Source organism: Pseudomonas sp. WS 5079 (genome assembly GCF_012985465.1).
In the GTDB taxonomy this organism is placed as follows: Bacteria; Pseudomonadota; Gammaproteobacteria; order Pseudomonadales; family Pseudomonadaceae; genus Aquipseudomonas.
In genome coordinates, this window is sequence record NZ_JAAQWN010000006.1 from 165,832 (window position 1) to 178,216 (window position 12,385).

The following is a 12,385-nucleotide window of genomic DNA, read 5'->3' on the forward strand; positions in this document are numbered from 1 at the left end:
AATCGTCGCACCGCCGCTCCCACACAAGCCCAACCCCACATTTAGATCGGGATCGACCGTCAGTCTTGCGGCGTCTGCTCAGCCAACGCCACCGCACGGAACATCGCTCGGCGCTTGTTCAGGGTTTCTTCCCACTCAAGGGCCGGCACCGAGTCGGCCACGATCCCGCCGCCCGCCTGGACGTGCAGTTCGCCGTCCTTGATCACCGCCGTGCGGATTGCAATGGCGGTGTCCATGTTGCCATTCCACGCGAAATAACCCACGGCGCCGCCGTAGACACCACGCTTGACCGGCTCCAGTTCGTCGATGATTTCCATCGCGCGAATTTTCGGTGCGCCAGACAAGGTGCCCGCCGGCAGAATTGCGCGCAGCGCGTCCATTGCCGTCAGGCCGGCCTTCAGCTCGCCGGTGACGTTGGACACAATGTGCATCACGTTGGAATAACGCTCGATCACCATTTTTTCGGTGAGCTTCACCGAGCCGATTTCCGAAACGCGCCCGGTGTCGTTACGCCCAAGATCGATGAGCATCAAGTGCTCGGCGATTTCCTTGTCGTCCGACAGCAGGTCCTCTTCGAGCGCCAGATCGGCCTCTTCGGTCGCGCCACGAGGGCGCGTACCGGCAATCGGGCGCACGGTGATCAGGTTGTCTTCGACGCGCACCAGTACTTCCGGCGAACTGCCCACCACGTGGAAGTCACCAAAGTTGAAGAAGTACATGTACGGCGTCGGGTTGAAGCAACGCAGGGCCCGGTACAAGTCGATGGGCGCCGCCTTGAAGTCGATGGACATACGCTGCGACGGCACCACTTGCATGCAGTCACCGGCGAGGATGTACTCCTTGATGGTATCGACCGCGCGCTCGTAGTCATCCTGGGTAAAGCTGGAACGGAACACCGGATCGGCCGCCGGTGGACGGCTGAGGTCCAGGCCGCGACGCGGGGTGATCGGCTGGCGCAGCTTGTCCAGCAGGGCTTCGAGGCTGGCCTGGCCTTGCTCGAACGCGTCGGCCTGGGCCGGGTCGGCGAGCACGATCGCGTGCATCTTGCCGGCCAGGTTGTCGAACACTACCACCGCGTCGGAAACCATCAGCAAGATGTCCGGTACGCCCAACGGATCGGGGTTCGGGCATTTGCCCAGCCGCTGCTCTACATAGCGCACGCAGTCGTAGCCGAAATACCCCACCAGGCCGCCATTGAAACGCGGCAGGCCAGGGATGGTCGGCACGTTGTAGCGCGCCTTGAAGGCTTCGACGAAGGCCAGCGGGTCTTGCACATCGTGGCTTTCGATCTCGATGCCGTCATGGGTGATGCTGACGTGATGGTCATGCACCCGCAGGACCGTGCGGCACGGCAGGCCGATGATCGAATACCGGCCCCACTTCTCGCCGCCCTGTACCGATTCCAACAGATAGGAATTGGGCTCATCGGCCAGTTTCAGGTAGATCGACAGCGGTGTATCGAAGTCAGCCAGGGTTTCCCGGGCCATGGGGATGCGGTTGTAGCCGGCAGCGGCCAAACGCAGGAATTCTTCGCGGATCATGAGGTGCCTCGTGGCGTGAGGGTCTAACAGTCAGGTATGCAAACGTGCCGCAGCGCGGCCAGGATCAGTCAGGCGCGCCAACGCCAGCGGGCCAGGGCCTTGATGACTTTCATCCAGAGTTTGCGAGTGACCACCACGATGGGATTTCCAGAAGGGGATGGGACAGCGTCGGGCAACGTTATCTCAGCGCCCGCTCCCAAGCAACCGGGGATTAGCCGTCGCAGGTCATCAATGACCAGCGCCGGCGACTCTTCGGCGATCGGCCGGCCATGGTTGTAGCCGTAGCTCAAGGCCACGCACTTGACCCCCGCCGCTTTCGCCGCCAGCACATCACTGCGCGAGTCGCCGACAAACAGCGACTGGGAAGCCGGGATATTGGCCATTTTCATCACAAAGAACAGCGCCGCCGGGTCGGGCTTTTTCTGCGGCAGGGTATCGCCGCCGATGATCCAGCGGAAATACCGCCCGATCTTCATCTGGTCCAGCAACGGAGCGACAAAGCGCTCCGGCTTGTTGGTGATCAGGGCCATTTCCACGCCCTGCTTGTGCAGCCACTTGAGGGTGTCGCGCACGCCGGGGTAAACCACAGTCAGTTCGTGGCCGTCTTCGTAGGCCGCATTGAACAGTTCCAGCGCGTGCTCGGCTTCCACGTCATCGACGTCCTCGGCGTCGATATGGTTGGCCAAGGCACGGCGCACCAGCACCTGCACGCCGTTGCCGACCCAGTCGCGCACCGACTCGATACCGACCGGTTTGCGCCCCAGCTTGAGCAACATGTGATCCACCGCAGCCGCCAGGTCCGGCACCGAGTCGACCAGGGTGCCGTCCAGATCGAACATCACCAGCCGCGGCAATTGACCGGGGAACAGCTGCTCAAAACCGCTCATGGACGCGCCAGCGCCAGTTCTGCACGCATTTTGGCGATCACTTCCTGGTAGTCAGGGGTGTTGAAGATCGCCGAGCCGGCGACGAAGGTATCGGCGCCAGCCGCCGCGATGTCACGGATGTTGCTGACGTTGACCCCACCGTCGATCTCCAGGCGGATATCGCGGCCAGAGGCATCGATCAGCGCACGGGCTTCACGCAGTTTGTCTAGGGTGCCGGGGATGAACTTCTGCCCGCCAAACCCTGGGTTGACGCTCATCAGCAAGACCATGTCGACCTTGTCCATCACGTACTTGAGCGTGTCCAGCGGGGTCGCCGGGTTGAACACCAGCCCGGCCTTGCAGCCGCCTTCGCGGATCAGTTGCAGGGAACGGTCGATGTGCAGCGTGGCTTCCGGGTGGAAGGTGATGTAGGTCGCACCGGCTTCGATGAAGTCGCCGATGATGCGGTCCACCGGGCTGACCATCAGGTGCACATCGATGGGCGCGGTCACGCCGTACTTGCGCAGCGCCGCGCATACCATCGGGCCGATGGTCAGGTTCGGCACATAGTGGTTGTCCATGACATCGAAGTGTACGAAGTCGGCACCGGCGGCCAACACGTTGTCCACTTCTTCACCCAGGCGGGCGAAGTCGGCGGAGAGGATCGATGGAGCAATAACGAAGGGCTGCATGACGCACCTTTTCTGAGCTAAATCACGATGGCGCGCATTGTATACCTCATGCTTTGCTGCGCGCACCGTGACCTGACTCAATGGTTAGTAGGCGGCGCGGTAGATTTTCTCGATATCCGCCGCGCTCAGCTTGCGTGGGTTGTTGCGCATCAGGCGCTCGATTCCCGCCGCCTCTACCGCCATGGCCGGGATCGCATCCTCGGGCACGCCAAAGCTGCGCAGGCCGGAAGGGATCTCCACTGCGGCACACAGTCGCGTCATGGCCGCCACGGCCTGGTCCGCCGCATCGTTGACGCTCAAGCCCGTGACGTTCACCCCCATGGCCTGGGCGATATCCTGCATGCGCTCGACACAGGCCAGTTTGTTCCAGTGCATCACGTAAGGCAGCAGCAATGCGTTGCTCACCCCGTGGGCAATATTGAAACGCCCGCCCAACGGGTAGGCCAATGCATGCACCGCGCCCACCCCGGCATTGCCGAAGGCCATGCCGGCCATCAGGCTGGCGGTGGCCATATCGTCACGCGCCTGCAGGTTGGAAGGGTTGGCGTAGGCCTTGGGCAAGGCCTTGGCGATCAACTTGATCGCCCCGATAGCTAGGGCATCGGTGATCGGCGAAGCGTTCAGCGACAGATACGACTCGATGGCATGCACCAGGGCATCCACACCACTGGCCGCCGTGACACTGCGCGGGCAGGTCAGGGTCATTTGCGGGCTGATCAGCGCAACGTCCGGCAGCAGATAGTCGCTGACGATGCCTTTTTTCAATTGCGCGGCCTTGTCCGAGAGAATCGCCACATTGGTCACCTCCGACCCGGTGCCGGCCGTAGTGGGAATGGCGATCAGCGGCGGGCCCTTGCGCGGCACCTGGTCCACCCCGAACAAATCCGCCAGGGCGCCGTGATACCCGGCATAGGCGGCGACGCTCTTGGCAATATCGATGGCACTGCCGCCGCCCACACCGATCAGGCCGTCATGCCCGCCTTCGCGGTACACCTGCATGCAGTCTTCGACGATGGCGATCTCCGGGTCGGGCAGTACCCGGTCGAAAATCTCAAAGGGGCGATCCCCCAACTGCGCCAACGCCAATTGCACCGTGCCGGACTTGACCAGTGCGGCATCGGTGACGATCAGCGGGTTATCGACATCCAGCCGTGTTAGCTCGGCGGCCAATTGCTCGATGGCACCTGGGCCGGTGAGCAATTTATGGGCGATCTTGAATGAGGAGATACTCATGTGCGCGGCCTCTTATAAAGTTGGGGGCTGGCACAAGAATAGCTGGGGAATGTGGGTTGTCTGCCATTCAGCGGCTGAATGGCCAGATCATTCAAAGCGAACCCGGTCAATGTAGGAGCTGGCTTGCCTGCGATGGCCTCGACTCGGTGCATCAGGTGTACCGAGTCGAGGCCATCGCAGGCAAGCCAGCTCCCACAGATGATAGGGTTTCAGCAGTCAGACCTGTGCCGTACGCAGTTTTTCGCTGCGCCCACGCAGCCATTCCAGGGTCAGCAACAGCACCACCGAGAAGGCAATCAGCAGAGTCGCCGCTGCGGCAATGGTCGGGCTGAGGTTTTCGCGGATGCCGCTGAACATCTGCCGAGGCAAGGTGGCCTGCTCGGGCCCGGCGAGGAACAGCGTTACCACCACCTCATCGAACGAGGTGGCAAAGGCAAACAGCGCCCCGGAAATCACCCCCGGCGCAATCAGCGGCAGCGTCACCCGGCGAAACGCGGTCAGCGGCGATGCCCCCAGGCTGGCCGCTGCCCGCACCAGGTTATGGTTGAAGCCCTGCAACGTTGCCGACACGGTGATGATCACAAAGGGCACGCCCAGTACCGCATGCACCACGATCAGTGAAAAGAAGCTGTTGCCCAGCCCCAGCGGAGCGAAGAACAGGTAACTCGCCACGCCGATAATCACCACCGGCACCACCATCGGCGAAATCACCAGGGCCATCACCAGCGCCTTGCCGGGAAAATGCCCACGGGTCAGGCCGATGGCCGCCAATGTACCGAACACCATCGCCAGCACCGTGGCCGCCGGGGCGACGATGATGCTGTTTTTCAGGGCACGCATCCATTCCGCCGAGGCGAAGAAGTCCTGGTACCAGTGCAGCGAAAACCCCTGCAGCGGGTACACCAGGAAACTCCCCGAGTTGAATGACAGCGGGATGATCACCAGCACCGGCAGGATCAGGAACAACAGGATCAGGCCGCAGAGGATCCGCAAGCTGTAGAACCACACCCGCTCGATGGGTGACATATAAGGACTGCTGGACATGTCAGGCGCTCCTCAGCTCAGGCGCAGGCGGCTGGCGCCCACCAGCCAGTTGTAGATCAGGTACAGCACCACGGTCGCCAGCAGCAGCAAGCCACCCAGCGCAGTGGCCATGCCCCAGTTGATGCTGGTGTTGGTGTAGAACGCCACGAAGTAGCTGACCATCTGGTCGTTAGGGCTGCCCAGCAGGGCCGGGGTGATGTAATAGCCAATCGCCAGGATAAACACCAACAGGCAGCCGGCACCGACGCCCGCGTAGGTCTGTGGGAAGTACACCCGCCAGAAACTGGCAAAGGGGTGACAGCCCAGCGAAATCGCCGCACGCATATAGGTCGGCGAAATACCCTTCATCACGCTGTAGATCGGCAAAATCATGAACGGCAACAGGATATGCACCATGGAGATGTAGACCCCAAGCCGGTTGAACACCAGCTCCAGGGGCTTATCGATAATGCCCAGGCTCATCAGCGCGCCGTTGATCAAGCCGCCGGACTGCAGCAACACAATCCACGCGGCGACACGCACCAGTACCGAGGTCCAGAAGGGCAGCAGCACCAGGATCATCAACAGGTTGCTTTGCCGCGCCGGCAGGTTGGCCAGCAAGTACGCCAGCGGATAGGCCAGCAGCAGGCAGCACACGGTAATCACCAGGCCCATCCAGAAGGTGCGGGCGAAGATATCGAGGTAGATCGCCTGGTCCGGGGTGGCCGGCGCGACTTCACCGAGGTCGTCGATCCGATGATCGACGGCCGCCAGCAGGTAATAAGGCGTAAGGCTGCTGGTGTTGCGGCGGATTGCCTGCCAGTACGCGGGGTCGCCCCAGCGTTCGTCGAGGTTTTCCAGCGCTTCTTTATAAGAGGCCGGCACTTCGCTAAACGGCAGCGCCCGCGCAGTTTTGGTCAACAGGCTGCGATAGCCCGCCAGTTCCATGTTCAGGCGCTTGGACAGGTCGCCCAAGGTCTGGTTTTTACGGGCTTCGCCCAGGTCCTCGCTGATAGCCTGATACACCGGCTCGTCGGGCAAGCCGCGACCATCCCAGGCGGTCACCGCCACCACGGTACGCGGCAAGCCGGCGACCACTTCCGGGTTACCGACGCTTTTGTAGAGCAGCGCAACGATGGGCACCAGGAACACCAGCAGCAAAAACACCACCAGCGGCGCGATCAAGGCCTGGGCCTTCCAGCGGTTAAGCCGCTCGGCACGGGCCAGGCGCTGTTTCAAGCTGGGGGTGGTGACCTCGTTCGAGGGAACGGCGATGGCCATGGCAAACTCCGGAAAATCTACAGTTGAACCCGTGTGAAAGGCCCCTTGGGGGAGCCGGGCTTGCCCGCGATGACAGCGCCTCGGTGTGTCACGTCTACCGAGGTGATGCCATCGCAGGCAAGCCAGCTCCTACAGGGGTTTAGCGGTGGGGCTTATTACTTGGCAGCCCAGGAGTTGAAGCGCTGCTCCAACTGCTCGCCGTTATCCGCCCAGAAGCTCACATCGATCTGCACCTGGTTGGCGATGTTTTCCGGGGTGGTCGGCATATCCTTGAGGATGTCCTTGGCCAGCAACGGTACGGCCTGGGTATTGGCTGGGCCGTAGGCGATGTTTTCCGAATAGGTTTTCTGCTGTTGCGGTGCGACGGAGAAGGCGATGAATTTCTTCGCCGCCTCGGCGCGTTCCTTGCCCAGGCCCTTGGGGATCGCCCAGGCATCAAAATCGTAGATGCCGCCGTTCCACACCACTTTCAGGTTGCTCTCTTTCTGCACGGCAGCGATCCGGCCGTTGTAGGCCGAACTCATCACCACATCACCCGAGGCCAGGTACTGCGGCGGCTGGGCGCCGGCTTCCCACCATTGGATCGACGGCTTGAGCTCATCGAGTTTCTTGAAGGCGCGGTCTTGGCCATCTTTGCTGGCCAGCACTTTGTAGACATCCTTGGGCGCTACACCGTCAGCCATCAGGGCAAATTCCAGGGTGTATTTGGCGCCTTTGCGCAGGCCACGCTTGCCGGGGAATTTCTGGGTGTCCCAGAAATCCACCCAGCCGCCTGGTGGCGCCTTGAGCTTGTCGGCGTTGTAGGCCAGCACGGTGGACCACACGAAGAAACCCACGCCGCAGGGCTGGATCGCGCCTTTCACGTAATCTTGCGTGTTGCCAAACAGTGCAGGGTCCAGCGGCTCGAACATGTCTTCGTCACAGCCACGGGACAGCTCCGGCGATTCGACTTCCACCAGGTCCCAGGACACGCTCTTGGTGTCGACCATGGCTTTGACCTTGGCCATCTCGCCGTTGTACTCGCCGGCGATGATCTTGCCGTGGCCCGCGCTTTCCCACGGCGCATAGAAGGCCTTGACCTGGGCCGCCTTGTTCGCGCCGCCAAACGACACCACCGTCAGGTCAGGACCTGCCATGACCTGTGAAGCACCCGCCAGGCCAATGGCCAGGGCGGTCAATTTCAGGGATCTCAACATTTATTGTTCTCTCCACGTGCAGGGTTGGATGAAGCCAAGGGGGCGATCAGTTCGCCTCTAGAAGTGGGTCGAGTGCGCGAACGTGCTCGACTTGCCAGCCAATCGGAACCACATCGCCGACCGTCAGCGCCGGGTCCAGCTCGGCGATCGGTTGTTTCACAAAGAAATCAGCCTTGCCGCAGACTTCCAGGCGCACACGCACGTGGTCGCCCAGGTAGATAAATTCGGCCACCCGACCCGAGAAGCGATTGCTGCAGCTTTCGCTGGAACCGTTGAGGCTGACCCGCTCCGGGCGCACCGACAGCGTCACCGGCCCCCCGATCTGCCCGACATTCACCGCCAGCGCCTCGACCTTCTCGCCCCGCGCCAGCTCGACCACGCAGCGCTCGCCGGTGTGGCTGTGCAGGCGGCCGTTAAGGCGGTTGTTCTCGCCGATGAAGTTGGCGACGAAGGTGTTTTTCGGCTCTTCATACAAGGTGCGCGGCGGTGCGATCTGCTGGATCTCGCCCTGGTGGAACACCGCCACCCGGTCGGACATGGTCAGGGCTTCACCCTGGTCGTGGGTCACGTAGACCACCGTCACGCCGAGGCGCTGGTGCAGGTGCTTGATCTCCATCTGCATGTGTTCACGCAGCTGTTTATCGAGGGCGCCGAGGGGTTCGTCCATCAGCACCAACTGCGGCTCGAACACCAGTGCGCGAGCCAGGGCCACCCGTTGTTGCTGGCCGCCGGAGAGCTGCGCCGGGTAGCGCTGGGCGAAGGCGTCGAGCTGGACCATGCTCAGCACGCGCTTGACCCGCTCGCTGACATCGGTCTTGCTCAAGCCGCGTACGGTCAGGGGGAACGCCAGGTTCTCGGCCACGGTCATGTGCGGGAACAGCGCGTAGTTCTGGAACACCATGCCAATGTCACGCTTGTGCGGCGGCACGTTGTTGATGGAGCGCCCGGCCAGGAGGATTTCCCCGGCGGTCGGCGTTTCAAAGCCCGCCAGCATCATCAGGCTGGTGGTCTTGCCCGAGCCGGACGGCCCCAGCAAGGTGAGGAACTCGCCTTTGCGAATGTCCAGGTTGAGGTCTTTGACGATCAGGTTCTCGCCGTCGTAGCTCTTTTGCACACCACGAAAGCTGACCAGCACATCATTTGAATCCACCTCGCTCATACCCGCACCTTTGTGTTTTGGACTGCTGTGGAGCTAGCGTAGTCCAGGAGCAAGCCCCCGGAAATCGGGGCGCAGGAGAGATTGGCATCAGCAGGGTGGAAGGTTCAGGGTAGGGATTGCCCTACACGGATGGCGGGCATGGGACAGTTGGGCGGCCAGGAGGACGCGACAAGCCGCAGGCATGGGCTGCGGGGTGCTGCCGGGGTGTCGCAAATAGATACGCCTCCCTGTAGGAGCCCGGCTTGCCGGCGATGGCGCCCTCAAGATAGCCACCACCGGCAAGCCGGGCGCCTACAGGAGTTTGTGCTCCATCGCGTACTTCACCAGTTCTGCCAGGGAGGTAATGTTGAGTTTTTGCATCAACCGCGCCTTGTGGGTGCTGATGGTCTTGCTGCTCAGGGCCAGTTGCTGGGCGATATCGTTGACGTTGGCACCCTGGGCCAAACGCTCGAACACCGAGAACTCGCGCTCGGACAACAGCGAATGCAACGGCCGGGTGTCGGTGAGGCCGACTTCGAACACCATGCGGTCCGCCAGGTCCGGGTCGATATAGCGCCCGCCCGCGGCCACCTTGCGGATCGCCGTCAGCAATAGCGCCGGATCGCTGTCCTTGGTGGCGTACCCTGCCGCGCCGACCTTCAACGCCCGGGCGGCCATTTGCGCCTCGTCATGCATCGACAACACCAGGATGGCCGGTGGATTGTTCAGCGCACGGATCCGCGCAATCGCCTCCAGGCCGTTGACCCCGGGCATGGAAATATCCAACAGCACCACCTCGCAAGGTGTATGGCGCAAGGCTTCCAGTAACTGCTCGCCGTTCCCCGCCTCGCCCACCACCAGCAGGTCCTTGGCCAGGCCGATCAACTGCTTGATGCCTTCACGGACGATGGTGTGGTCTTCGGCTACCAATACGCGGATCACGGCAATTTCCTCTCTCTATAGCGATTAAACGCCGACATTCAAAATGTGGGAGCAAGACCACAAGGGATCTATGGCGAATCCAACGGCACTGTAACGCTCAGGGTGGTGCCCTCCCCCAACTCGCTGTCGAGGGTCAACCGCCCGCCCATGATCAGCACCCGCTCGCGCATACCCACCAGGCCAAACGACACCGGGCGTCCCGGCGCGGGGACGAACCCTGCGCCATCATCGCTGATGGTCAGGCGCAGATTGGCCCCCTCCAGCACCAGGGTCAGCTCGACAGTATGCGCCTGGGCATGGCGCATGACATTGGTCAGCGCCTCTTGCAGGATGCGGAACAGGCCGATGGCCTTGGCGTCGCTCAATGCCGGCAGATTATCCGGCACTTGCACCAGGCAAGGGATCTGCGTGCGCGCTTCGAACCGCCGCGCCTGCCATTCGATGGCCGACGCGATCCCGGCGTCGAGAATCGGCGGGCGCAGCGCGGTGGCCACATCACGGACCAGTTGAAACAACTGCGCGATCAGACGCTTCATACTGTTCAGGCGCTCGTGCAGGCCGGGGTCCAATTGCGCGTAGGCCAACTCACACATGGAGGTTTCCAGCTTCAGCACCGTGAGCATTTGCCCCAGCTCATCGTGGACTTCGCGGGCGATCCGCGCTTTCTCCTCCTCGCGCACGGTCTCCAGGTGGGCCGACAGCTCGCGCAGCTGCGCCCGCGAAGCGTCCAGTTCCAATTCGATGCGCTTGCTGTCGCTGATGTCCCAGACGATCCCGTCCCAGACCACCGCGCCATCATCCAGGCGTCGCGTGACGGCCTTGATCTCGGCCCAGCGCTGCTCGCCTTGCCGAGTGAGGATGCGGCCCTGCCACGACCAGTTGCTCTCGGTGTCGATGGCCTGGTCCTGGGTCTGGTGATAACTGGCGCGATCATCCGGATGTACCAGGCTGCGTAGCCCCACATCGCGGTGGCTGAGCACGGACGGCGAATAACCCACCAGGCGCTCACTGCCTTCGCTGATGTAGGCAAAATCGATGGCGGCGCTCAACGGCAGACGCTCCAGGCGAAACACCAACCCCGGCACATTGGCGGCGATGCCTTGCAGGCGCGCTTCACTTTCCTGCAACGCGGCCAAGGCCCGGCGGCGCTCGGTAACGTCGTTGAGGTACACCACCAGGTATTCGCCACCGGCAAAGCGCAGAAAACTCAGGGACACATCCGTGGGCAACAGGCTGCCATCCGCGCGCAGGCACTGGGTGGCAAAGCTCTGCGGCCCGTCTTCACTGGCCCGGGCGCGTTTCCACAGGTTCAGCCAGCGGTCCATGCTCAAGTTGGGTTCGAACTCGATCAACGGGCGTTCGATCAACGCGCCCGGGCCGTAGCCGAGCATCGCTTCGGCGGCGACGTTGGCGTAGCGCACATGGCTGTCCCAATTGACCCAGAGGATGCCGACGGTGCTTTGATCGATGGAAAACTGGGTCAGGCGCAACGCTTCGGCGCCTGCGGCACGGGCAGCGCTTTCCTCGCGCGCGGCCAGCAACTGGTGCTCCAGGGCATGTTTTTGCCGACGCTGCCACACAGCAACCGCCAGGCACGCGAGCAACAACAGGCCCAGCAACAGGCTGAGGTTTTGCCAGAACCCCGGTGACTCCGACAGCCGTGGGTATTTGGCTTGCAGCCAACGGGCGTGCAATTGCTCCAGCTCACGGGCGGGAATGGCCCGCAGGCCGCTCTCGACAATGTCCGCCAAGGCCGGCCAGTCACGCCGAGTGGCCACCCGCAGCAATTGCGGCAAGCCAATATCACCCACCACCGCCAGGCTGGCGAACTCTGGCTCGACCGACAGCCGGCTCAACTGCGCCTCATCGATCACGGCATAGCGCGCCTGCTGGCTGACCAACAATTGCAGGGCCTGGCGCTCCAGGGGCACGCCTTGCAGGTTCAGGTTGGGGTAATTGCTGCGCAGGTAATCAGCCACGGCGCTGGGCATGCGCACGGCGACCCTTGAGTGTTCGTCGAGTTTTTCCAGGTCCACCGCGCCGCTGCCGTCACGAATGCCGACGATGTGCTGGGGCACGCGCATATACGGGTCAGAAAACAACCACAGGCGCAGGCCCGCCGGGGTTTGCAGCAGGCCCGGCGCGAGGTCGACCGCGTCCTCGCGCAAGGCGTCCTCCAACTGTTCTTGCGTGGGGAAGTTGCGCCAGCTCAGCTCGATGTTCAACGCCTTGGCCAATGCCTGCATCAGCTCGACATTGGCCCCGGACAACCGCTGCAGGCGTCGGTCATATTGCGCGTAAGGCGCCTGCAACACCACGCCGACCCGCAGTTGCGGGTGCTGCGCCAGCCACTCGCGCTGCTGGGGCTTGAGCACCGCCGGCGACACCACGGACGCGGGCGCAGCACTTGCCATCAAGGGAAAGCACAGATAGCCGATAACCAGCAGACAGCGAAAAATCATCATTCACATCT

General features: G+C 62.6%; 10 protein-coding genes. All 10 read right to left on the bottom strand.

Annotated elements, in window-relative coordinates:
• Positions 1–59: 59 nt before the first annotated feature.
• The gene (trpE, locus tag HBO05_RS17400; RefSeq protein ID WP_169953826.1) at positions 60–1,541 is read right to left on the bottom strand and encodes an anthranilate synthase component I; all 1,482 of its coding nucleotides are present in this window, start codon (positions 1,539–1,541) and stop codon (positions 60–62) included.
• Positions 1,542–1,609: 68 nt separating this feature from the next.
• Positions 1,610–2,428: a phosphoglycolate phosphatase gene (locus tag HBO05_RS17405; protein WP_172313546.1), complete on the bottom strand. Its 819-nt coding sequence runs from the start codon at positions 2,426–2,428 to the stop codon at positions 1,610–1,612.
• The gene (rpe, locus tag HBO05_RS17410) at positions 2,425–3,099 is read right to left on the bottom strand and encodes a ribulose-phosphate 3-epimerase (protein WP_169953824.1); all 675 of its coding nucleotides are present in this window, start codon (positions 3,097–3,099) and stop codon (positions 2,425–2,427) included. Before rpe ends, HBO05_RS17405 begins: the two co-directional genes overlap by 4 nt.
• A gap of 84 nt (positions 3,100–3,183) precedes the next feature.
• Positions 3,184–4,332 carry an iron-containing alcohol dehydrogenase gene (locus tag HBO05_RS17415; RefSeq protein ID WP_169953823.1) on the bottom strand — a complete coding sequence of 383 codons (1,149 nt, stop codon included), beginning with the start codon at positions 4,330–4,332 and terminating at the stop codon, positions 3,184–3,186.
• A gap of 216 nt (positions 4,333–4,548) precedes the next feature.
• Positions 4,549–5,376, bottom strand: a complete 828-nt coding sequence (locus HBO05_RS17420; RefSeq protein ID WP_029296783.1) for an ABC transporter permease — start codon at positions 5,374–5,376, stop codon at positions 4,549–4,551.
• 12 nt (positions 5,377–5,388) lie between these two features.
• Positions 5,389–6,636: an ABC transporter permease gene (locus HBO05_RS17425; RefSeq protein ID WP_169953822.1), complete on the bottom strand. Its 1,248-nt coding sequence runs from the start codon at positions 6,634–6,636 to the stop codon at positions 5,389–5,391.
• Positions 6,637–6,791: 155 nt separating this feature from the next.
• Positions 6,792–7,832 carry an ABC transporter substrate-binding protein gene (locus tag HBO05_RS17430; protein WP_169953821.1) on the bottom strand — a complete coding sequence of 347 codons (1,041 nt, stop codon included), beginning with the start codon at positions 7,830–7,832 and terminating at the stop codon, positions 6,792–6,794.
• 46 nt (positions 7,833–7,878) lie between these two features.
• On the bottom strand, positions 7,879–8,991 hold the full coding sequence (locus tag HBO05_RS17435; protein WP_029296791.1) for an ABC transporter ATP-binding protein: 1,113 nt from the start codon (positions 8,989–8,991) through the stop codon (positions 7,879–7,881).
• A 291-nt stretch (positions 8,992–9,282) separates the two neighbouring features.
• Positions 9,283–9,912: a response regulator transcription factor gene (locus tag HBO05_RS17440; RefSeq protein WP_169953820.1), complete on the bottom strand. Its 630-nt coding sequence runs from the start codon at positions 9,910–9,912 to the stop codon at positions 9,283–9,285.
• Between the two features lie 68 nt (positions 9,913–9,980).
• Entirely contained in the window at positions 9,981–12,374 is a 2,394-nt protein-coding gene (locus tag HBO05_RS17445; protein ID WP_172313692.1) for a transporter substrate-binding domain-containing protein, read from the bottom strand.
• Positions 12,375–12,385 lie beyond the last annotated feature (11 nt).

Coding starts and splice junctions, on each gene's coding strand:
- rpe (WP_169953824.1), bottom strand. CDS start 3,099: ATGCAGCCCTTCGTTATTGCTCCATCGATCCTCTCCGCCGACTTCGCC.
- HBO05_RS17445 (WP_172313692.1), bottom strand. CDS start 12,374: ATGATTTTTCGCTGTCTGCTGGTTATCGGCTATCTGTGCTTTCCCTTG.
- HBO05_RS17420 (WP_029296783.1), bottom strand. CDS start 5,376: ATGTCCAGCAGTCCTTATATGTCACCCATCGAGCGGGTGTGGTTCTAC.
- HBO05_RS17435 (WP_029296791.1), bottom strand. CDS start 8,991: ATGAGCGAGGTGGATTCAAATGATGTGCTGGTCAGCTTTCGTGGTGTG.
- HBO05_RS17430 (WP_169953821.1), bottom strand. CDS start 7,832: ATGTTGAGATCCCTGAAATTGACCGCCCTGGCCATTGGCCTGGCGGGT.
- HBO05_RS17405 (WP_172313546.1), bottom strand. CDS start 2,428: ATGAGCGGTTTTGAGCAGCTGTTCCCCGGTCAATTGCCGCGGCTGGTG.
- HBO05_RS17415 (WP_169953823.1), bottom strand. CDS start 4,332: ATGAGTATCTCCTCATTCAAGATCGCCCATAAATTGCTCACCGGCCCA.
- HBO05_RS17425 (WP_169953822.1), bottom strand. CDS start 6,636: ATGGCCATCGCCGTTCCCTCGAACGAGGTCACCACCCCCAGCTTGAAA.
- trpE (WP_169953826.1), bottom strand. CDS start 1,541: ATGATCCGCGAAGAATTCCTGCGTTTGGCCGCTGCCGGCTACAACCGC.